General features: G+C 65.4%; 18 protein-coding genes. 9 read left to right on the forward strand and 9 right to left on the reverse strand.

What is annotated here, in order from left to right; genetic code table 11:
- Window positions 1-18: 18 nt before the first annotated feature.
- The 4 genes from ASD94_RS17290 to mnhG are packed head-to-tail and all read left to right on the forward strand — an operon-like array spanning window position 19 to window position 2,958.
- On the forward strand, window positions 19-1,740 hold the full coding sequence (locus ASD94_RS17290; RefSeq protein WP_056645429.1) for a monovalent cation/H+ antiporter subunit D: 1,722 nt from the start codon (window positions 19-21) through the stop codon (window positions 1,738-1,740).
- 56 nt (window positions 1,741-1,796) lie between these two features.
- Window positions 1,797-2,288 (forward strand): Na+/H+ antiporter subunit E, encoded by a 492-nt coding sequence (locus ASD94_RS17295; protein ID WP_056645965.1) that lies wholly within the window; start codon window positions 1,797-1,799, stop codon window positions 2,286-2,288.
- Window positions 2,285-2,563, forward strand: a complete 279-nt coding sequence (locus tag ASD94_RS17300) for a K+/H+ antiporter subunit F (protein WP_015014443.1) — start codon at window positions 2,285-2,287, stop codon at window positions 2,561-2,563. Before ASD94_RS17295 ends, ASD94_RS17300 begins: the two co-directional genes overlap by 4 nt.
- Entirely contained in the window at window positions 2,560-2,958 is a 399-nt protein-coding gene (gene mnhG / locus ASD94_RS17305; protein WP_056645432.1) for a monovalent cation/H(+) antiporter subunit G, read from the forward strand. Before ASD94_RS17300 ends, mnhG begins: the two co-directional genes overlap by 4 nt.
- A 78-nt stretch (window positions 2,959-3,036) precedes the next feature.
- Here mnhG and ASD94_RS17310 read toward each other — a convergent pair whose 3' ends face one another.
- Both ASD94_RS17310 and ASD94_RS17315 read right to left on the reverse strand, forming a co-directional pair.
- Window positions 3,037-6,687: a hydantoinase B/oxoprolinase family protein gene (locus ASD94_RS17310; RefSeq protein WP_056645434.1), complete on the reverse strand. Its 3,651-nt coding sequence runs from the start codon at window positions 6,685-6,687 to the stop codon at window positions 3,037-3,039.
- Between the two features lie 92 nt (window positions 6,688-6,779).
- Window positions 6,780-7,316 (reverse strand): winged helix DNA-binding protein, encoded by a 537-nt coding sequence (locus tag ASD94_RS17315; protein WP_056063673.1) that lies wholly within the window; start codon window positions 7,314-7,316, stop codon window positions 6,780-6,782.
- Window positions 7,317-7,503: 187 nt separating this feature from the next.
- Between ASD94_RS17315 and ASD94_RS17320 the strand changes: the two genes are divergently transcribed.
- The 5 genes from ASD94_RS17320 to ASD94_RS17340 all read left to right on the forward strand — a co-directional run bounded on the left by ASD94_RS17320 (window position 7,504) and on the right by ASD94_RS17340 (window position 11,829).
- Window positions 7,504-8,487, forward strand: coding sequence for a TRAP transporter substrate-binding protein (locus ASD94_RS17320; protein WP_056645437.1), 984 nt, complete (start codon window positions 7,504-7,506; stop codon window positions 8,485-8,487).
- A gap of 18 nt (window positions 8,488-8,505) precedes the next feature.
- Window positions 8,506-9,015, forward strand: a complete 510-nt coding sequence (locus ASD94_RS17325) for a TRAP transporter small permease (protein ID WP_015014448.1) — start codon at window positions 8,506-8,508, stop codon at window positions 9,013-9,015.
- A 20-nt stretch (window positions 9,016-9,035) separates the two neighbouring features.
- Entirely contained in the window at window positions 9,036-10,340 is a 1,305-nt protein-coding gene (locus ASD94_RS17330; RefSeq protein ID WP_056645440.1) for a TRAP transporter large permease, read from the forward strand.
- Window positions 10,341-10,462: 122 nt separating this feature from the next.
- Window positions 10,463-10,846, forward strand: a complete 384-nt coding sequence (gene crcB, locus ASD94_RS17335) for a fluoride efflux transporter CrcB (RefSeq protein WP_056645969.1) — start codon at window positions 10,463-10,465, stop codon at window positions 10,844-10,846.
- A 119-nt stretch (window positions 10,847-10,965) separates the two neighbouring features.
- On the forward strand, window positions 10,966-11,829 hold the full coding sequence (locus ASD94_RS17340) for a TIGR00730 family Rossman fold protein (protein ID WP_056645443.1): 864 nt from the start codon (window positions 10,966-10,968) through the stop codon (window positions 11,827-11,829).
- 49 nt (window positions 11,830-11,878) lie between these two features.
- On the opposite strand, the gene ASD94_RS17345 is transcribed toward ASD94_RS17340, so the two are convergent.
- The 7 genes from ASD94_RS17345 to pncB form a co-directional block, all read right to left on the reverse strand.
- A complete protein-coding gene (locus ASD94_RS17345; RefSeq protein ID WP_056645446.1) occupies window positions 11,879-12,832 on the reverse strand; it encodes a FecR domain-containing protein in 954 nt (317 codons plus the stop codon).
- Between the two features lie 47 nt (window positions 12,833-12,879).
- A complete protein-coding gene (locus ASD94_RS17350; protein ID WP_056645448.1) occupies window positions 12,880-14,217 on the reverse strand; it encodes a surface lipoprotein assembly modifier in 1,338 nt (445 codons plus the stop codon).
- 50 nt (window positions 14,218-14,267) lie between these two features.
- On the reverse strand, window positions 14,268-15,458 hold the full coding sequence (locus ASD94_RS17355; RefSeq protein ID WP_056645452.1) for an MFS transporter: 1,191 nt from the start codon (window positions 15,456-15,458) through the stop codon (window positions 14,268-14,270).
- The gene (rmuC, locus tag ASD94_RS17360; RefSeq protein ID WP_056645455.1) at window positions 15,455-17,002 is read right to left on the reverse strand and encodes a DNA recombination protein RmuC; all 1,548 of its coding nucleotides are present in this window, start codon (window positions 17,000-17,002) and stop codon (window positions 15,455-15,457) included. The genes ASD94_RS17355 and rmuC overlap by 4 nt, the downstream gene beginning before the upstream one ends.
- Window positions 17,003-17,077: 75 nt before the next feature.
- Entirely contained in the window at window positions 17,078-18,061 is a 984-nt protein-coding gene (locus tag ASD94_RS17365) for a D-glycerate dehydrogenase (protein WP_056645458.1), read from the reverse strand.
- Window positions 18,062-18,078: 17 nt separating this feature from the next.
- Window positions 18,079-19,491: a sodium:proton antiporter gene (locus tag ASD94_RS17370; protein WP_056645460.1), complete on the reverse strand. Its 1,413-nt coding sequence runs from the start codon at window positions 19,489-19,491 to the stop codon at window positions 18,079-18,081.
- 67 nt (window positions 19,492-19,558) lie between these two features.
- Window positions 19,559-20,779 carry a nicotinate phosphoribosyltransferase gene (gene pncB, locus ASD94_RS17375; RefSeq protein WP_056645463.1) on the reverse strand — a complete coding sequence of 407 codons (1,221 nt, stop codon included), beginning with the start codon at window positions 20,777-20,779 and terminating at the stop codon, window positions 19,559-19,561.
- Between the last annotated feature and the right edge of the window lie 116 nt (window positions 20,780-20,895).

Genomic DNA, 20,895 nt, shown 5'->3' on the forward strand with positions numbered 1-20,895 from the left:
GCGCCATGGAGTCCTGACATGACATCCGTGCACTTCCTACTGGAGCGGTTGATGCCGCACCTGATCCTCGCGCCCATTGCACTGCCCCTGCTCACGGCCGGGCTCATGCTGCTGCTGCGCGAAGAGCGCCAGCGCACCAAGGTCACGCTCAACATCACCTCGACCCTGATGGGCCTGGTGGTGGCCGTGCTGCTGCTGGTGCAGGCCAAGGAGCCCAGCGTGCAGACCAGCCTGGGCGTGTACCTGCCGGGCAACTGGCCGGCGCCGTTCGGCATCGTGCTGGTCATCGACCGCCTGTCGGCCATGATGCTGGTGCTGACCAACACGGTGGCGCTGGCCACCGTGCTTTTCTCGGCCGCGCGCTGGCACCGGGCGGGCGTGCACTTTCACCCGCTGTTCCAGTTCCAGCTCATGGGTCTGGCCGGGGCCTTTCTCACGGCCGACCTGTTCAACCTGTTCGTGTTCTTCGAGATCATGCTGGCGGCGTCCTACGGGCTGCTGCTGCACGGCTCGGGCCGCCCGCGCGTGTCGGCGGGGCTGCACTACATCGCGATCAACCTCGCGGCCTCGTCGCTGTTCCTCATCGGCGTGTCGATGCTCTACGGCATCACCGGCACGCTCAATATGGCCGACCTGGCGCAAAGCATTGCGGGTGTGGCCGTGGCGGACCGGGGTCTGCTGCACGCAGCCGCCGCCATTCTGGCGGTCGCGTTCCTCATCAAGGCCGCCGTGTGGCCTCTCAACTTCTGGCTGGTGCCTGCCTACAGCGCGGCCACGGCGCCCGTAGGTGCCCTGTTTGCGCTCATGACCAAGGTGGGCGTGTACAGCGTGCTGCGGCTGTGGACGCTGCTGTTTGGCGCCGAGGCGGGTGAATCCGCGCTGTTTGGCAGCCAGTGGCTCATCGGCGGTGGCATGCTGACCATGGCGTTTGGCGCCATGGGCATGCTGGGATCGCAGCGCCTGGGGCATCTGGCCGGGTTCAGCGCCGTGTTGTCATCGGGCACGCTGCTGGCCGCTGTCGGCTTCGGGCAAAACCTGCTCACCAGCGGGCTGCTGTACTACCTGCTCAGCTCCACGCTGGCTGTGAGCGCGCTGTTCCTGCTCACCGACCTGATCGACCGCTGGCGCAATGACGGGGCCAACCTCGCGCCGTACGAGCAGACCGACGACGCGCCCTTTCTGTCGGCCGACCTGGTGCCCACGGAGGGCATGAACCTGGACGACAAGGAACAGGCGCTGATCGGCCAGGTCATCCCCGCCGCTGCGGCCTTTTTGGGCCTGGCGTTCATGGCCTGCACGCTCGTGATTGCGGGCCTGCCGCCCCTGCCCGGCTTTGTGGGCAAGTTCGCCATGGTCCATGCACTGCTCAACCCACTGGGGCTGGGTGCGGCCCAGGGCTTCCGCCTGGGCGCTGCGGGCTGGACGCTGGTGGCGCTGCTGGTGGGCTCGGGGCTGCTGGCACTGCTGGCGCTCACGCGCGCGGGCATTCGCCATTTCTGGTCGGCCCAGGGCCGGGCTTCACCGCAGCTGCTGGTGCTGGAGGGGCTGCCCATTGCCCTGCTGCTGCTGGCCTGCGTGGCGCTGGTGTGGCAAGCCGGCGCAGTGATGCGCTACACCCAGGCCACGGCCGATGCCCTGCATGCGCCAGGCACCTATGTGCGTGCGGTGATGACCGCCGCGCCCGTCGCGCCTTCGCCTGCGGCAGCGCCTGAAACCCTGCCACCGGGGAGCAAGCCATGACCCAGCCAGGCCCATCGACGGCATCCAACGCCCCAGCCGTTCCCCCGCGCCCCGGTCTGTTGCGGCGCCTGGTCCCGGCCCCGCTGCTTTCGCTGGCGCTGCTGGGCCTGTGGCTTCTGCTCAACCGCAGCCTGAGTGCAGGCCACCTCGTGCTGGGCTCTGTGCTGGCACTGGCCATCCCGCTGCTGACGGCCGGGCTGCGCCCACTGCCGGTGCGCATTCGCAAGCCGGGCACCGTCTTGCGCCTGGCACTCACGGTGGTGGCAGACACTACCCGGTCCAACCTGGCCGTGGCCCGCCTGCTGCTGGCGCCCGGCCGCAGGCGCCACCCTGCGGGCTTTGTGCACATCCCGCTGGACGTGCGGGACCCCAACGCACTGGCCGTGCTGGCGATGATCGTGTGCATCACGCCCGGCACCGCGTGGGCCGAGATTTCGCTGGACCGCAGCATGCTGCTGCTGCACGTGCTGGAGCTGGACGACCCCGCCACGGTGATCGCTGACGTGAAACAGCGCTACGAGGCCCCCTTGATGGAGATTTTTGAATGACCCCCGTGCTGGACTGGGCCCTGCCGGCCGCCCTGCTCATGCTCGCGCTGGCCATGGGCTGTGCGTTGATCCGACTGCTCAAAGGCCCGTCTGCGCAAGACCGTGTGCTGGCGCTGGACTGCATGTACCTGAGCGGCATGCTGATGATGCTGGTGCTGGGGCTGCTCTACGGCAGCAAGAACTACTTCGAGGCCGCGCTGCTGCTGGCGCTGTTCAGCTTTGTCGGCTCCATGGCCATGGCCAAGTTTTTGCTGCGCGGCGAGGTGATCGAATGACCGACGCTGCCACCACCGTCACGGCGGTTCTTCCGCTATGGCTGGAAATCATCGTGGCCGTGCTGGTGCTGGCCGGTGCTGCGCTGGCCCTGCTGGGCTCCATCGGACTGCTGCGGCTGCCCACGTTTTTTGAACGGGTACACGCCCCCTCCATCATCGCCACGCTGGGCTGCTGGCTGATCATGCATGGCACCGTGCTGTACTTCTCGGTGGCCGATAGCAGCCTGGCCCTCCATGCGCTGCTAATTGCCGTGTTCGTGGCGATCACGGTGCCCATCATGTCGATTTTTCTGATGCGCGCGGCGTTGTTCCGCGCACGGCAGGCCGGGCGCGATGTGCCACCCAGCCTGAGCCAGCCCAAGGTGGATGGCAGCCCAGAAGCCAAAGACTCCTGATCACTTACCCCTGATCAATTACTCCCGATTTGATAGCTGCAGGCGCATATAAAACATGCGCCTGCAGCACTATTGCTCTTATTTCGCCCCTGGCACGCCAAACCCGCCGCCGCCGGGGGTATGAATCTCGAACACATCGCCCGGCGCCATCTCGGCCTGGCCGATGTGGTCCAGCAGTTCCACCCGGCCATCGCTGCGCACCACCTTGTTGATGCCCACGGCGCCCGGCTGGCCGCCCGCCATGCCAAACGCACCATGGTGGCGGCCGTTGGACAAGATGCTGGCCGTCATCGGTTCGAGGAAGCGCACACGGCGGATGCCGCCATCGCCGCCCTTGTACTGACCCGCACCGCCCGAGCCCTTGCGGATCTCGTAGCCCTCCAGCCGCACCGGAAAGCGGAACTCCAGCACCTCCGGGTCCGTCAGGCGCGAATTGGTCATGTGGCACTGCACGACGCTGGTGCCGTCAAACCCGCCCGCCAGTTGTCCATTCGCATCCCACACCCCACCCGCGCCGCTGCCACCGGAGATGGTCTCGTAGTACTGGTAGCGCGTGCTGCCAAAGGTGAAGTTGTTCATGGTGCACTGCCCCGCCGCCATCAGGCCCAGCGCACCGTACAGCGCGTTGGTGATGCAGGTGGAGGTCTCCACGTTGCCTGCCACCACCGAGGCCGGTGGGTTGGGGTTGAGCATGCTGCCCGGCGGGATGATCACGTTGAGCGGCTTGAGACACCCGGCATTCAGCGGAATGTCGTCGTCCACCAGCGTGCGGAACACATACAGCACCGCCGCCATGCACACCGCCGTGGGCGCGTTGAAGTTGTTCGTCTGCTGCGGGCTGGTGCCGGTGAAGTCGATGGTGGCGCTGCGGCTTTGCGCATCCACCTTCACGGCCACGCTGATCTGCGCGCCGTTGTCGAGCGGCAGCGTGAAGCTGCCATCCTTCAACCGCGTGATGACGCGGCGCACGGATTCTTCCGCGTTGTCCTGCACATGGCGCATGTAGGCCTGCACGACATCGAGGCCAAACTCGCCCACCATGCGGCGCAGCTCCTGCTGACCCTTCTCATTCGCTGCAATCTGCGCACGCAGGTCGGCCATGTTCTGCTGCGGGTTGCGGCTGGGGTATTCGCCACTTTCCAGCAGCGCGATCATCTCGGCCTCGCGCAGCACGCCGCGCTCCACCAGCTTCACGTTGTTGATCTGCACGCCCTCTTCTTCAATGCGCGTGGAGAACGGAGGCATGGAGCCCGGCGTGGTGCCACCCACATCGGCGTGGTGGCCGCGGCTGCCCACGTAGAACGTGGGCGTGGCCTCGTCGGCAATGTAGACCGGCGTGATGACGGTGATGTCAGGCAGGTGCGTGCCACCGTGGTACGGGTCGTTGAGCACGAACACATCACCCGGCTGCATCTTGCCAGCGTTCTCGCGGATCACCGTCTTGATGCTCTCGCCCATCGAACCCAGGTGCACGGGCATGTGCGGCGCGTTGGCAATGAGGTTGCCCTCGGTGTCGAACAGCGCGCAGCTGAAGTCCAGGCGCTCCTTGATATTGACCGAGTACGCCGTGTTCTGCAGCTGCAGCCCCATCTGCTCGGCGATGTTCATGAACAGGTTGTTGAACACCTCCAGCAGCACCGGGTCCACCGTGGTGCCCACGGCATGCTGCACGGCGCGCGCCACGCGGCGGTTGAGCAGCAGGTGGTCCAGGTCGGTCAGCGCGGCCTCCCAGCCGGGCTCCACGATGGTGGTGGCGTTCTTCTCGGCAATGATGGCCGGGCCGGGGATCACGTCGCCGGGGCGCAGGTCCTCGCGCACCACCAGCGCGGCGTCGTGCCAGGCGGGCACACCGTCCACGCCACCCGTGTACATGCGCACGGTGCTGCGGCGCGGTACCTCGCGCACAGGCTGCACCGCGTGGCGCGGCTCCACGGGGGCATCGCCGGGCACCACGGCCTCGACGGAAACCGCTTCGACCACCAAGCCCTTGCCTTGCATGAGGAACGCAAAACGCTGGCGGTAAGCGTTCTCGAACGCTGCGGTGATCTCGGCCAGCGAGCCAAACGGCACGATGAGCGCGGTGTCGCTGCCCTCGTAGCGCACATGCACGCGGCGGTGCACCACGGCTGTGCCCGCGCCCACCTGCTGGCGCTCCAGCTCGGTGCGTGCGGTGGTGGCCAGTTGGTCCAGCGTGGCTTCGATGCTTGCGAGTGCATCGGGCACCAGCTTCGTTTCTACGGCCTGTTCGCGGATCACGTTCTGGTCCGCCAAGCCCATGCCATAGGCGCTGAGCACGCCCGCCAGCGGGTGCACAAACACGCGCGTCATGCCCAAAGCGTCGGCTACCAGGCACGCATGCTGACCGCCTGCGCCGCCAAAGCACTGCAGGGTGTAGCGTGTCACGTCATACCCACGCGCTACGCTGATCTTCTTGATGGCATTGGCCATCTGCTGCACGGCGATCTGGATAAAGCCGTGGGCCACGTCCTCGGCGCTGCGGCCCGTTTGCGCGGCCAGGTCGCCAAATTTCTGCGCCACCGCATCACCGTCCAGCGCCTCGTTGGCTGCATGGCCAAACACCTTGGGGAAATGCGCGGGCTGGATCTTGCCCACCATCACGTTTGCATCCGTCACGGCCAGCGGGCCGCCCCGGCGGTAGCTGGCAGGGCCGGGGTTGGCGCCCGCGCTTTCGGGGCCGACGCGGAAACGTGCGCCGTCAAAGCCGAGGATGGAGCCGCCACCGGCCGCGACGGTGTGGATGCTCATCATCGGCGCGCGCATGCGCACGCCCGCCACCTGGGTTTCGAACTCGCGCTCGAACTCGCCGGCGTAGTGGCTCACGTCGGTGCTGGTGCCACCCATGTCAAAGCCGATGACCTTGTCGTGGCCTGCCAAACCGGCAGTGCGTGCCATGCCCACAATGCCGCCCGCCGGGCCACTCAAGATCGCGTCCTTGCCCTGAAACACCTGGGCGTCCGTCAGACCACCCGACGACTGCATGAAGAACAACTTCACGCCCGGCATTTCGCTCGCTACCTGGTCCACATAACGGCGCAGGATGGGTGACAGGTAGGCATCGACCACCGTGGTGTCGCCCCGGCTCACCAGCTTCATCATGGGGCTGGTGGCGTGCGATGCACTCACCTGCGTAAAGCCGATCTCGCGCGCAATACGGGCTGCAGCCTCTTCGTGTGCGGTGTAGCGATAGCCGTGCATGAACACGATGGCCGCGCTGCGCAGGCCCGCGTCGTAGGCGGCCCACAGGCGTTCCCTCAAATGCGCTTCTTCCAGCGGCTCGATCACTTCGCCCTGCGCGCCCATGCGCTCCTGGGCCTCGACCACACGCTCGTACAGCAGCTCGGGCAGCACGATGTGGCGGTCAAACAAACGCGGACGGTTCTGGTACGCAATGCGCAGCGCGTCCTTGAAGCCTTTGGTGGTGATGAGCAGCGTGGGCTCGCCCTTGCGCTCCAGCAGCGCGTTGGTGGCCACGGTGGTGCCCATCTTCACGCACTCCACCAGCTCAGGCGTCACCGGCTCGCCCGGCTTCAAACCCAGCAGGTGGCGAATGCCCGCCACGGCCGCGTCCTTGTACTGCTCGGGGTTCTCGGACAACAGCTTGTGCGTGACCAGGGTGCCGTCAGGCCGCTTGCCCACCACGTCGGTGAAGGTGCCTCCACGGTCTATCCAGAACTGCCAGCGGGACATGGGGGAAGGTTGGTTGGACATGGTGATGCTATCTAATCAATAGCTGCCAGCGCAATTAGCAATTGCGCTACAGCCGCTTTTCATTCAAAAACTCAAAAATCGGAGGCCAGAGTTCACAACGACGCGGCCGAGCGCGCCGCCTGGTCGTACATGCCCGAGAGCACACGCAGCAAACGGGCCAGCTCGCCAATGTCGCGGTTGAGCGCGTCATCGGCATTCAAGGCGTCGATCAGGCAACTCTCGCGGATCTCGCGGTAGCGCTGCACGTAGGCGCGGCCGGTGTCGGTGGCGGCGTAGGTCACTTCTTTGCCATTCTTTTGCGAGGCCACCACGCCCAGGGTCTGCAGCTTTTTGAGCGAGTAGTTGACCAGGTGCGTGTCTTCCACGTTCATGATGAAACAGATGTCGGCCAGGCGCTTGTCGCGCGCGCGGTGCGTGACATGGTGCAGCACCACCACGTCGAGCGGCGTCAGGTCCTTGAGGCCCGCTGCTGCCATGCAGTGCACCACCCAGCGGTGGAACGCATTGCCCGCCACGATGAGGCCAAACTCGAACTCGCTCATCTCCGCGCTCTGCGCCGACACCAGATGCGCCGACGACACGATGGGGCCGGAGTCAGTTTTGGCCTTGGGCTTGGCGTCAGATTTCATGGCGGGTTCGGGCCTGCGGGTTCTGTCATTGGCACGGGATATGCATGGGGCATTGTAGGCAAGTCGATGGTAATTTGTTGGCAATTTGTCAGCGTTTAGGCAAAACACCTATCGCAATCGGATCGGCTTCCGATACAGTGATTTGTTACATCCAACCTTGTACATACAACCCTGCGGAGCAATATCCATGAAGCGTCGAATCTTCCCCGTGACCGCACTCGCCCTGACCCTGGCTGCGGGCCTGTCTGCCACCTCGGCATTTGCCCAGACCAAGTGGGACCTGGCCGCCGCCTACCCCGCCACCAACTTCCATACCGAGAACATGGTGCAGTTGGCCAGCGATGTGGACAAGGCCACGGGCGGCAAGCTCAAGATCACGGTGCACGCCAACGCGGCGCTGTTCAAGGCCCCTGAAATCAAGCGCGCTGTGCAAGGCGGCCAGGCACAGATGGGCGAGATCCTGCTGGCCAACTTCCAGAACGAATGGCAGCTGTTTGGCGTGGATGGCCTGCCCTTCCTGACCGACAGCTACGACGCCTCCAAGAAGCTCTATGCCGCCCAAAAGCCCTTCCTGGAAAAGAAGCTGGCTGAGCAGGGAATGATGCTGCTGTACGCCGTGGCTTGGCCTCCACAAGGCATCTACACCAAGAAGCCGCTGGCCTCTGCCGCTGACCTCAAGGGCATCAAGTGGCGCGCCTACAGCCCTGCCACCGCGCGCATTGCCGAGCTGGTCGGTGCCCAGCCCGTGACGGTGCAGGCTGCGGAGTTCTCGCAGGCCCTGGCCACGGGCGTGGTCGAATCGACCATGACCTCGGGCGCCACCGGCGTGGACAGCAAGCTGTACGAGCACCTCAAGTTCTATTACGACACCCAGGCCTGGTTGCCCAAAAACGCCCTGCTGGTGAACAAGAAGGCGTTTGATGCGCTGGACAAGCCCAGCCAGGACGCCCTGCTCAAGGCCGGTGCTGACGCCGAGGCGCGCGGCTGGGCCAACAGTGCCAAGGTCAACGCCGACACCATCGCGAAGCTCAAGGCCAATGGCATGAGCGTAGAGGCGCCGCCCGCCGCGCTGAAGGCCGACATGGCCAAGGTGGGTGACACCATGCTCAAGGAATGGCTCGAAAAGGCCGGCCCCGAAGGCAAGGCGCTCATCGACGCCTACCGCAAGTAAGCCCAGGCGCCCACGCACATGCGTCGTCTGCTGGACTTTCTGTACGACAGCGCCGCCGCCCTGGCGGCGCTTTTCATGGTCGGCCTGCTGGGGATGGTGCTGCTGTCCATCGCCAGCCGGCAGTTCCACTTTCACGTGCCGGGCACGGACGCCTATGCGGGCTATCTGATGGCTGCATCGGGCTTTCTGGCACTCGCCCACACCTTGAAGCGCGGAGAGCACATCCGCGTCACGCTGCTGCTCAACTTCTTGAAGGGCGGCGCCAAGAAGGCGTTCGAGATCTGGGCTTTGGCCATTGCCACCCTGCTCGCCGTGCTGTTTGCGGTATACAGCTGCAAGCTGGCCTGGCAGTCGCACGAGTTCCACGACATCTCCACCAGCAGTGACGCCACACCTCTATGGATTCCACAGATCGCCATGGCCGTGGGCACGGTGATTCTGGCCATCGCGTTCCTGGACGAGCTGGTGCTGGAGATGATGGGCAAGCGTGTGGATGCCTCCTCTGGCGAAGCATTGCGCAATGAATAACCCCTGCTGCACGACCTACCATGAGTGATCTCGCCATAACCGGCCTGCTCGTACTGTCGCTTTTCCTGATTCTGGGCAGCGGCGTATGGATCGGGCTCACCCTCTCCGGCGTCGCCTGGATCGCCATGCAGCTGTTCTCCGCCCGCCCGGCGGGCGATGCGATGGCTGTGACGATCTGGGGTAGCGCCTCCAGCTGGACCCTCACAGCCCTGCCCCTGTTCATCTGGATGGGCGAAATCCTGTTCCGCACCCGCTTGTCGCAAGACATGTTCAAGGGCCTGGCCCCCTGGGTGCAGGCACTGCCGGGCCGGCTGCTGCACACCAACGTGGTGGGCTGCACCATCTTTGCCGCCGTGTCGGGGTCGAGCGCCGCCACCTGCGCCACCATCGGCAAGATGACGCTGCCCGAACTGACGCGCCGCGGCTACCCCGAGCACATGGTCGTGGGCACGCTGGCGGGCGCGAGCACGCTGGGCCTGTTGATCCCACCCTCCATCATCATGATCGTGTACGGCGTGTCGGCCGAGGTGTCGATCTCGCAGCTGTTCATTGCGGGCGTGCTGCCGGGCATCTTGCTGGCGGCGCTGTTCTCGGGCTACATCATGGTCTGGGCGCTGCGCCACCCCGAGCAGGTGCCCGCGGCCGATGTGCGCATGAGCTTCATGCAAAAGCTGTCGGAATCGCGCAGCCTGATCCCCGTGGTGCTGCTGATTGCGGCCGTGCTGGGCAGCATCTACACCGGTTTTGCCACCGCCACCGAGGCGGCGGCCGTGGGCGTGGTGGGCTCGCTGGTGCTGTCGGCCGTGCAGGGCTCGATGACCTGGGGCACGTTCAAGGACTCGCTGATGGGCGCCACGCGCTTGTACTGCATGATCGCGCTGATCCTGGCAGGCGCCGCCTTCCTCACGCTGGCCATGGGCTACATCGGCTTGCCTCGCCACTTGGCCGAATGGATCGCGTCGCTGGGCTTGAACCAGGCCCAGCTCATCGTGGCACTGGCCATTTTCTACATCATCCTGGGCTGCTTCCTTGACGGCATCTCGATGGTGGTGCTGACCATGGGCGTGCTCATGCCCACGGTGCAGGCCGCGGGCATCGACACCATCTGGTTCGGCATCTTCATCGTGCTGGTAGTGGAGATGGCGCAGATCACACCGCCCGTGGGCTTCAACCTGTTTGTGTTGCAGGGCATGACCGGGCGCCAGCTGCCCTGGATTGCCAAGGTGGCCATGCCCATGTTCTTGCTGATGTGTGGCGCCGTGGCGTTGATCTATGTCTTCCCTGGGATCGTGACCTGGCTGCCACAGCAGATGTCGGCGCGCTGAACACGCCTGCCACCAGCAGGCACTACCAAGCGGGGCGCCCCCCACCGGGGACGCCCCGCTTGGCGTTTTGAGGGATGGAGAGCCGCCCGTCCGACGCCTCAAAATCCAGCGACAATGCCCCGATGTTGAACGTTCTTGCCATCTGCATCGGCGCCTGTGTGGGCGCACTGGCGCGCTGGCGCCTGGGCCTGTGGCTCAGCCCTGGCGGGCTGATTCCTTGGGGCACACTTGCCGCCAATCTGGTGGGCGGCTACCTCATTGGCGTGTGTGTGGCCATGTTCCACGCCATGCCCCAGCTGGACCCCGTGTGGCGGCTGGCGCTGGTCACCGGGTTTCTGGGCGCACTCACCACCTTCTCCAGCTTCTCGGCCGAAGTCGTTGAGATGCTGATGGTGCAGCGCTACGCCCTGGCACTGGGCACCACGGCTTTGCACCTGGTGGGCTCCCTGGGCCTCACAGTGCTTGGCATGCAAAGTGCTTCGTATTTCATAGCATCTCGCGCTTGATATTCCAGCACTAGCACGTCATTTCGTCATCAATCCACGCCACACTGCATGGGCCCTCACCTGCTGCTGCCGGTGCTGACCCGCTCTTCTCTGTTCACCTATCGATACGCGAGCCCGCCATGGAAGCCAACACCCAACTCAACGAACGCCGCCTGGCCGATGCCTGGGCCGAACTGCACAACCACGCCCACAACGGCAACCCGCTGCAGGCCGATGCCAACCGCATGGCCTTTGCGGACCCCGAATTCATGTTCCGCCGCGAAACCCGCGGCATACGCTTTCAGCTCGAAATGCTCAAGCCCGACCTGGGCCAGGCCGAACAAGGCATTGAAAGCACCGTGGTGGTATACGGCAGCGCGCGCTTCGTGGCGCCCGACGAGGCCGCTGCCCAGCTCACCGAAGCCGAAGCCAGTGGCGACGCCGAACGCGTGCGCCGCGCGCGCCTGGCCGTGCGCAACGCGGGCTATTACGACCTGGCCCGCCAGTTCGCCAAACTGGTGGCCGACTACAGCGAACGCCAGCGCCCTGCCGACCGCATCTACATCTGCACCGGCGGCGGCCCCGGCATCATGGAGGCCGCCAACCGGGGCGCCCACGACGCTGGTGCACTGAACGTAGGCCTGAACATCGCCCTGCCCCACGAGCAAAGCGGCAACCGCTTCATCTCGCCGTCGCTGTCGTTCAAGTTCCACTACTTCGCGCTGCGCAAGATGCATTTCATGATGCGCGCCAAGGCGCTGGTGGCCTTCCCCGGCGGCTTTGGCACGTTGGACGAGCTGTTTGAAGTGCTGACCCTGGTGCAGACCAAAAAGGCCAAACCTGTGCCCATCGTGCTGTTCGGCACCGATTACTGGAAGCGCCTCATCAATTTCGATGTACTGGTGGAAGAAGGCACGATCTCGGCACAAGACCTGAAGCTCTTCCACTACACCGACAACCCGCAGGAAGCCTGGGACCTGATCCGGGCGTTTTACCAGCTCTGAGGGGCAGCACCGCGCCTGCGCGCGCGTCAGATGGCTGCAACCCTCCTCGCTATCGAATCACAGGTGGTGGCGGTGGCGGCGGTAGCCGGATGATAGGCAGCACCGGGATGAAGACAATCGGTGGCCGTACCGTTGGAGGCGGCGGCGTCGTAGTCACTGGTGGCGCTGTCGGCCGCGTGGGCGGAGGTGGCGGCGTCGTTGGCGTGGGCGCAGGCGGCGCAGGAATCCCCGGCTGCGGCGCACCCGTGGGAGGCGGCGGCGAGACCGGCACGGGTGCCGGTGGCGGCGCAGCCTCCGGCGGGGGTGGAACGGGTACGGGCACCGGTGCAGGAACGATGTACACAAATGCACGGCGGCCCTGCACATCCAGCTGGTCGCCCGCCAGCAAAGGAGTCTGTACCTGGGGCACCGGCAGCAGGGCGCGGGTGTGGGTATAGACCGGCAGCTCCTGATCCGACACCACCAACACGGCTTCGCCCGCCGTCACGCCCACGCAGCCCGCCTGGGTGCACACCTCGATCTCATCCTGCTCACCCGACACGAACACCTGGCCGTTGGCATCGATGGCCAGCAAGAAGGCGGAGCCCCGGATCCCCACCACCGCCGTCGGTGTGACCACCTTGTAGTTGGCCGGGTTACGTTTGCCGATCAGCCCGGTGAGCGCGCGCATTCCTCCCCGTAACAGATTGACCACAAAATGGTCCTCACCCGTACCCGCACCGTCGGCATACCGGGTGACGGTGAACTGCGAGTCCGGGTACAAGGCCACCAGGCCACCATCTGAAAACCGTATCTGCGCCCTGCCCTCGGTGCCGGTAAGCACCACATCCCCGCCATCCAGTTCTGCCCCTTTGGACAGTCTCGACAGAGTTTCACCCCGCCGCAGCTGCACATCCCCGGCCGTGAACTGCACCAGCCCGGCAGCGGCCAGCCCTGTGAGTGGCCAGGCCGCCACCATGCCCATCAGCAGCGCCAGCCGCGAGCGTTTTTGTTCTGACGTCATAGACAACTCCAAGGTGAGTCGGCACAGGACCCGCTATGCCAAAGCATTCAGAACTCCCGGCGCACGGTGACGGAAAACACCCGGCGCTCATAGTCGGTGATGGGCAGCGTGGACGCGTTGCGTGTGAACGACCATTGCGGCGTGACCCGCCAACCGGGCGATGGTGTCCAGTTCAGTCCCAGGGCCAGCTGGGCCTGCCGGTCGGTACGGGTGACCGCGAAAAACGGGTCCTGACCGCCGTAGCGCCGGTGCTCCCAGTCTGCACTGGCAAACACAGACCACTGAGGCGCCAGGGGCCACTGCCCTCCGGCCCGCAGGCCCCACAGTCGATGACCCAGCGCGTCGGCACCGCTTGCCTGCGCCCGCTCCCGGCCACCGTACACGCCCCCATAGGCCGACGAACCGTTGCGAAACAGATGGGAATACGACGTGCCCACCACGCTCCGGCGCACGTTGCGCAGTGCCTGGTCGGGGTACCGCACGTCGAGCACCTGCACAAAACTGCCCCACTGGCGAAACCCGTCAATACGGTAAATCCATTCACCCAGCACGCCGCCCATGGTGCGCAGCCGCGTGCCGTCCAGCGCGTAGTAGGACCCTTGGCCAGACGCAATCAGTTCATGGCGCTCGGCACGCCAGGCCAGTCCCAGGGTGCCGTCGAGCGCCGTGTGGTCCAGCCGGTCCGCCTCGCCTCCATAGTGCCGCGCGGCGCCTACCGCAGTGCCCACCACGGACCACCGCGCATTGAGCACCGCCCGCCCCCGCAGCCCCGCTTGGGCCACCACATAGTTGCCCGAGGTTGCCCGGGCTTCGGGCAGCAGAGCCCACGCGGGGGTGCCCGGCACGGGCGACAGCAGGTCGCCCACCACGGGCCCAGCGTTGGCGTTGGAGTCATGCCCCATGCCCAGCTCTACATAGCCCTTGATCGAAGAGCGCCCACCGGCCTCCAGGCGATCATACGAATACAAAAACTGGTCGAGGGTGTGCCCAGCATCCACCGGGATGAGTGCTGCCTGCACCGGCGCAGGCAGGGCCATGACACCCCTGCGGTCGCCTGCGGCCTGCAGGGACTGCCCCAGTGCCACCTGGGCCTCCAGGCTGCCCGGCTGCGCGGCGAGCCATCGCTCGCGCGCCATGATCGCTCGCGTGTACTGGCCTGCAGCGTGCGCCGCTTCACCCATGGCTGCATCAAAAGCAGGGTCGCCAGCGCGCTGCGCCTCGTCCGCGTCCAGCAAACGGAACGCCTGCTGGGCCTGGCCTTGCCGGACCAGCGCCAGCGCCTGCTCCACCACGCCATCAGCTCGCGCACTGCAGGACAGCCCACCACCCCACGCCAGTACCACGCACCATGGCAGCACGCGCCGTGACCAAATTCGCAGGTACATGACCGCCCCCTCTCGAAACCCGCTGCCGGGTGGAGGCAATTTACACCTGTTTACTCTTTTTGTGGGAGCTTTGTGGAGTGCTTTTCACCCATGCGCCATGCGATTCGCGCCCCCCCGCCAACGGCTCCTCCCACCACCCAGAAAAGCCCTCCCACACCAATCACGGCACCCGCAGAGCCAAACAGCATGGGCATGAGCACGCTCGATGCGTTGATGGCCATGAGCCGCAGGCCCAGCGCCTCGCCATGGCGGGCGGGCGGCGTGATCTGGTGCAGCAGGCTCATCACCATGGGCTGCACCGAGCCCAGCGCAAACCCCAGCAGCACCGAACATGCGCCCATGGCCAGCGCGCTGTGCAGCAGCGGGTAGGCACCAAACAGCACCGCCGTAGCCAGCATGGCGCCCGCTACCACCACCCGCTCGCGCAGCCGCTCCGCAACGATGGGCATCAGCACCCGGATGACGGCGGCGGCAATGGCGAATGCCCCCAGGATGGAGCCAATGACCGACGCCGACAAGCCGCGCTCGTGCCCCAGCAGCGGGACCACGAAGGTGTGTACGTCCCAGCACGAGGACAAGATCCAGTTGACCAGCAGCAGGCGGCGAAACGGAGGGTCGTTCATCAAGTCCCACGCGCGCTGCGGAGGACCGCCTGCGGCGGCGATCACAGGCGGAAGTTCCACCGTGTCGCGCACCCAGAACCAGGTGAGCAGGGGCAGCACCGCCATCAGGGCGAAGGCGGCGCGGTAGCCTTCTGTGCTGCCCGCCGCACTGCCCGCGTTGTCGATCATGAGCCCCGCACAGAAGGGCCCGATGAAGTTGGACACCGCAGGCCCGATGGCCAGCCAGCTGAACACCTGCTTGAGCTGCGTGGCGTCGTGCGCGGCGCGGCCCACATGGCGCTGCAGCGCAATGATTGCGGCGCCGCTGGCCCCTCCGGTCATCAAGGCGGCCGCACACAACACCGGGAAGACCGGGAAAGCCAGCGCTAACGCGGCCCCGGCCGACGCCACGGCCACCGCATAGCCCACGGGGCGCTTGAGGCCATGGCGGTCCGCGTAGCGCCCTGCGGGCAAGGCCAGAAACACCTGCGTGAGTGCGAACAGCGCGAGCAGCACCCCCACGGCCGCTGCACTGTGGCCCTCGCGCAGCGCAAGCAGCGGTGCAGCCATGCGCATGCCCGCCATGCAGGCGTGCACGCAGATCTGACCCGCAATCAACCGCGCAAGGGCCCAGTTCACAGCAAATCATCCTCCGCATCCAGCCCCGGCAGCGCCGCCGTGCGGCCCCCCGCCTGCTGCACGGCGGTATCGGGCGCGGGCAGGTCCTGCACATCACGCAGCTTGCGCTGGATGGCCCGGGTGCGCACGCCCACCTCGTCAAACTTCTTGGCGGCGGCGTCGATGGATTTCTTGGTGGCCTCGACCACATCGCCAAACTTGGCGAACTCGGTCTTGACCACGCCCAAGAGGCTCCACACCTCGGACGAGCGCTTCTCGATGGCCAGCGTCTTGAAACCCATCTGCAGGCTGTTGAGCATGGCGGCCAGATTGGCCGGGCCGGTGATCATCACGCGGCAGTCGTTCTGCACGGCTTCGACCAGGCCGGGGCGGCGCATCACTTCAGCAAACAAGCCTTCGGTGGGCAGGTAGAGCACGGCAAAGTCGGTGGTGTGCGGGGGCGAGACGTACTTGGCAAATATCTTCTTCGCTTCGAGCCTGATGGAGGCTTCGAACGCGTTGCCTGCGGACAGGATGGCCACCTTGTCGGCGGCGTCCTGCGCGTCCAGCAGGCGCTGGTATTGCTCCACCGGGTACTTGGAGTCGATGGGTAGCCACACCGGGTGATCGTCACTCTTGCCCGGCAGGCGGATGGCAAACTCCACCAGCTCATCGCTGCCCGGCACGGTCTTGACGTTGCGCGCAAACTGGTCGGGCGTGAGCACGTTGTCGATGATGGCGCCCAGCTGCATCTCGCCCCAGGTGCCGCGCGACTTCACATTCGTCATCACGCGCTTCAGGTCGCCAACGCTGCCCGCCAGGGTCTGCATCTCGCCCAGGCCCTTGTGCACTTGCTCCAGCCGGTCGCTGACGAGCTTGAAAGATTCGCCCAGGCGCTGCTCCAGCGTGGCGTGGAGCTTTTCGTCCACCGTGCGGCGCATTTCTTCGAGCTTGGTGGCGTTGTCGGCCTGGATGGCGGCCAAGCGCTCGTTGAGCGCGGTGCGCAGTTGTTCGGCGTTGTGCTGGCTGCCCTGCACCAGCCCGGTGAGCTGCTGCGACACCGCGTCTTGCAGCACGGCAAACTGGTTTTTGATCTGAAAGCTGTTGGCTTCGAGCTGGTCCTTGAGCGCCTGCGACATGGCGCCCAGCTGCGACTGGGTGTCGCCTTTGAGCGAGTCGAGCGTGAGGCGTGTGGCGGCGTCCAGGGCCGTGAGGCGCTGCTCCAGCCGCGCCTCAAACACGCCAAAGGCCGCCAGCAGCTCGGCGCGGCCGTTGCGCGATTCGGCCACCGCTTGTGTCAATCGCTCGTCAACCGCGTGGCGCAGCCCCTCCAGCGTGGTCTGCGTGGTTTGCGTGAAGCCGCGCAGCTGCTGGCCCATGCCGTCCAGCGCGCCGTCATTCTTGGCCACCGCAATCTGGGTGGCCTGCATGGTGCGCTCCAGCGCCTGCTGGCGAGCCAGCCATTCGGGCGGCAGGTCTATCCGGGGACGGCGCAGCAACAGCACCACCAAAAGTACCAGCGCCAATGCCAGCGCAGCCAATAGAACGAGAGTGTCAGTGGTCAATGGTTTACTATATTTTTGATAGCTATCAGCGCATATTCGACTAGCGCATGCAGGCGATTTGGCCCAATCTTCGTCTCAGCGCAGTGCGGAGGGCTGGTTCACTGGTGTGAGTGGCCCGCGCCCGTCAAAGAACGCGATCAGATTGTCGGCCGCCAGGTTGGCCATGGCGCGGCGTGTGGGCACGGTGGCACTGGCAATGTGCGGGGTGAGCACTACGTTAGGCACGGTGAGCAGATCGGGGTGTACGCTGGGCTCGCCCTCGAACACATCCAGCCCCGCCGCAGCAATGCGCCCTTCGCGCAGGACCACGGCCAAAGCGGCGTCGTCCACGATGCCGCCGCGCGCAATGTTGATGAGGGTGGCCGTGGGCTTCATCAGCGCCAGCTCGGCCGCGCCGATGGTGTGGTGCGATGCCGCGCTGTACGGCACTACCAACACCACGTGGTCGGCCGTTCGCAGCAGCTCGTCTTTGCCCACATAGGTGGCCTTGCATTCGGCTTCCAGCTCGGGCGACAGGCGCGAGCGGTTGTGATAGACCACCTTCATGCCAAAGCCGTGCGCACCACGCCTGGCAATGCCCTGCCCGATGCGGCCCATGCCGATGATGCCCAGCGTGCTGCCGTGGATGTCGCTGCCCGCGAACATGTCGTAGCTCCACTTGGTCCATTTACCGGCACGCAGGTAATGCTCGCTCTCGGTCATGCGGCGGGCCGTGGCCATCAAGAGCGCAAAGCCAAAGTCGGCCGTGGTCTCGGTCAGTACGTCGGGCGTGTTGGTGCCCTGTACGCCGGCTGTGGTCATGGCGTCCACGTCAAAGTTGTTGTAGCCCACGGCCATGTTGGCGCAGACCTTGAGGCGTGGTGCGGCGGCCAGCAGCGCGGCATCGATGCGCTGGCTACCGGTGGTCAGCACCCCGTCCTTGTCAGCCAAGCGGGCGGCCAGCTCTTGCGGCGACCAGATCACGTCGTTGGGGTTGTCTTCCACATCGAAGTGTTGGCGCAGGCGGTCCACAATGTCGGGAAAGATCGCGCGGGCGACCAGGATGCGGGGTTTGCTCATAGCGCTCAAAACTCCAATCAACGGAACCAGATAAACGTCATCACGATGAACAGCGGCACCAGAATGCCGCCCGACCACAGCATGTAGCCAAAGAAGCTGGGCATCTTCACACCCCGGTCTTCGGCAATGGCCTTGACCATCATGTTGGGCGCGTTGCCGATGTAGCTGTTGGCTCCCATGAAGACCGAGCCCGCCGAGATGGCCGCCAGCGTGGGGGCCAGGGTGGTCATCAGCACGGCGGGGTCGCCACCGGCGGTGTTGAAGAAAACCAGGTAAGTGGGCGCGTTGTCGAGGAAGGAGCTGAGCGCCCCGGAGGCCCAGAAGTACATGGCCGGATCTGGCGTGCCGTCGGGCCGGGTCACGGCAGCCACCACGGCGCCGAAGGGGCCGTTGACGCCCGCCTTGAGCATGGCAATGACCGGGACGATGGTGAGGAATATGCCTGCAAACAGCTTGGCGACCTCTTGCATGGGGCCCCAGCTGAACTGGTTGTCCTCATGCACCTGCTTGGGGGTGACGCGCAGGGACACCAGCGCCACCAGGATCAGGCCCACGTCCCGCACGATACCGGGCAGGCCTACATCGGCTCCGGCAATGGTGAACGACACGGGAGACTTCCACAAGCCACTGAGCAGAACCAGCGCCACCACCACGCCCAGCAGCGCAAAGTTGGCCTTGCCGTCAAAGCCGATGGCCTTGGTGTCGGGGGTCGGGTCGGCCTTGAGCACTTCTTCACGCCGGTGGTAGTACCAGGAGTCCATCATGAAGAAGATGGCCAGCAGCGCGCCCACCAGGAACAGGGTCTCGGGGAAGATGTGCCCCACCGTCCAGAAGAAGTCCACCCCCTTCAGGAAACCCAGGAACAGCGGCGGATCACCCAGCGGGGTGAGCGAGCCCCCGGCATTGGAGACGATGAAGATGAAGAACACCACCACATGCGCCGTGTGCTTGCGGTTGTCGTTGGCACGAATCAACGGTCGGATCAGCAGCATCGACGCGCCCGTGGTGCCCATGACGCTGGCCAGCGCCGCGCCAATGGCCAGGATGGCGGTGTTGAGCGCCGGACTGCCGTGCAGGTTGCCCCGTATGTAGATGCCCCCCGCCACGGTGAACAGCGCCGTGAGCAGGATGACGAAGGGAATGTATTCGGCCACCAGTGCGTGCGCAAAGCTCGCCCCCGCTGCACCGGGGCCAAACACCACCGCGAACGGCAGCAAAAACGCCAAGGCCCAACCCGCGGCCACCTTGCCAAAGTGGTGGTGCCAGAAGATGGGCGCCAGCAACGGCATGAGCGCAATCGACAGCAGGATGCCCGCAAAGGGCACGCCCCACAGCACGGACAGCGTACCGCCGTCGATATCGGCCGCCAGCGCCAGGCCGGGCAGCACTGCGAGGAAGCCGGCAACCGCCAGCCCGCGCGAAAATTTCATGGTTTTTGTCTCCGTCTCATTGTCAAAAGTCAGGGCCTCGCAGGGTGGTAACACCCGCGCTGCGCGGTCAAGCCGGCGATGGGATATCGAAGACCTGGCGCAGGTAGGCCAGGTATTTCTCGTCATCGCACATGCCTTTGCCCGGCGTGTCGGACAGCTTGGCCACGGGCTGGTCGTTGCAGCGCGTCATCTTGATGACCACCTGCAAGGGCTCGTGGGCAGGCGGACTGCCCAGGTCATTGGTCAGGTTGGTGCCAATGCCAAAGGCCAGTTGGCAGCGCCCACGGAACTGCTGGTACAGCTCGATCGTGCGTGGGATGGTGAGCGCATCGCTGAAAATCAGCGTCTTGGTCAGCGGGTCCACGCGGTTCTTGCGGTAGTGGTCCAGCAGGCGCTCCCCCCAAGCAAACGGGTCGCCGCTGTCGTGCCGTGCGCCGTCGAACAGCTTGCAGAAGTACAGATCGAAGTCGCGCAGGAAGGCACTCATGCCGTACACATCCGACAGCGCAATGCCCAGGTCACCCCGGTATTCCTTGGCCCACACTTCAAACCCGAACACCTGGCTGTCACGCAGGCGCGGCCCCAGCGCCTGGCAGGCCTGCAGATACTCGTGTGCCATGGTTCCCAAGGGGGTCACGCCCAGCTTCATCGCATACAGCACGTTGCTGGTGCCCGCAAACTGCCCCGGACCTGCGGGAGCGCCGGGGCGGCGGTCGCCTGTACCCAGGCGGGCCACCAGCACGCGCAGCACTTCTTCGTGCCAGGCGCGCGAGAAGCGGCGGCGCGTGCCGTAGTCGGCAATCTTGAGGTCGGACAGACCCTCGCCCTGCAGCAGCGCAATCTTGGCGTCGAGCCGGCGGCGGCCTTCAGGAAAGTCGGGCACCTTCTGCGTGTTGCGGAAGTACACCTCGTTGATGATGGCCAGCACCGGGATCTCGAACAGGATGGTGTGCAGCCAGGGCCCGCGGATGGTGATGTCTATCTCGCCGTTGTGCTGGGGCGTGACGGTGATGTATTTCTCGTTGAGCTTGAACAGCCCGAGAAAATCCACAAAGTCGCTCTTGATGAAACGCAGCGACCGCAGGTAGGTCAGCTCGGCGTCCTGGAACTGGAGGCTGCACAGCGAACGGATCTCATCGCGGATCTCGTTGGCAAAGGGCGCCAGCTGCACGCCAGGGTTGCGGCACTTGAACTTGTATTCAACCTGCGCCCCCGGAAACTGGTGCAGCACCACCTGCATCATGGTGAACTTGTACAGGTCGGTGTCGAGCAGGCTGGTGATGATCATGGACAGGGCAAGCCTTAGAAACCGCGCACGCAAAGTACGCAGCGCACCGGTCGCAAACCGGGCAATAAAGCCGCAAAGTGTAGGCCATCACAGCGCCCGGCGCTTGGTGCACACAG

The organism is Acidovorax sp. Root70 (assembly GCF_001428225.1).
Lineage (GTDB): Bacteria > Pseudomonadota > Gammaproteobacteria > Burkholderiales > Burkholderiaceae_C > Acidovorax.

Coding starts and splice junctions, on each gene's coding strand:
- ASD94_RS17330 (WP_056645440.1), top strand. CDS start 9,036: ATGAGTGATCTCGCCATAACCGGCCTGCTCGTACTGTCGCTTTTCCTG.
- ASD94_RS17340 (WP_056645443.1), top strand. CDS start 10,966: ATGGAAGCCAACACCCAACTCAACGAACGCCGCCTGGCCGATGCCTGG.
- ASD94_RS17315 (WP_056063673.1), bottom strand. CDS start 7,316: ATGAAATCTGACGCCAAGCCCAAGGCCAAAACTGACTCCGGCCCCATC.
- ASD94_RS17345 (WP_056645446.1), bottom strand. CDS start 12,832: ATGACGTCAGAACAAAAACGCTCGCGGCTGGCGCTGCTGATGGGCATG.
- mnhG (WP_056645432.1), top strand. CDS start 2,560: ATGACCGACGCTGCCACCACCGTCACGGCGGTTCTTCCGCTATGGCTG.
- pncB (WP_056645463.1), bottom strand. CDS start 20,779: ATGATCATCACCAGCCTGCTCGACACCGACCTGTACAAGTTCACCATG.
- crcB (WP_056645969.1), top strand. CDS start 10,463: ATGTTGAACGTTCTTGCCATCTGCATCGGCGCCTGTGTGGGCGCACTG.
- ASD94_RS17350 (WP_056645448.1), bottom strand. CDS start 14,217: ATGTACCTGCGAATTTGGTCACGGCGCGTGCTGCCATGGTGCGTGGTA.
- ASD94_RS17370 (WP_056645460.1), bottom strand. CDS start 19,491: ATGAAATTTTCGCGCGGGCTGGCGGTTGCCGGCTTCCTCGCAGTGCTG.
- ASD94_RS17300 (WP_015014443.1), top strand. CDS start 2,285: ATGACCCCCGTGCTGGACTGGGCCCTGCCGGCCGCCCTGCTCATGCTC.
- ASD94_RS17320 (WP_056645437.1), top strand. CDS start 7,504: ATGAAGCGTCGAATCTTCCCCGTGACCGCACTCGCCCTGACCCTGGCT.
- ASD94_RS17365 (WP_056645458.1), bottom strand. CDS start 18,061: ATGAGCAAACCCCGCATCCTGGTCGCCCGCGCGATCTTTCCCGACATT.
- ASD94_RS17325 (WP_015014448.1), top strand. CDS start 8,506: ATGCGTCGTCTGCTGGACTTTCTGTACGACAGCGCCGCCGCCCTGGCG.
- ASD94_RS17310 (WP_056645434.1), bottom strand. CDS start 6,687: ATGTCCAACCAACCTTCCCCCATGTCCCGCTGGCAGTTCTGGATAGAC.
- ASD94_RS17290 (WP_056645429.1), top strand. CDS start 19: ATGACATCCGTGCACTTCCTACTGGAGCGGTTGATGCCGCACCTGATC.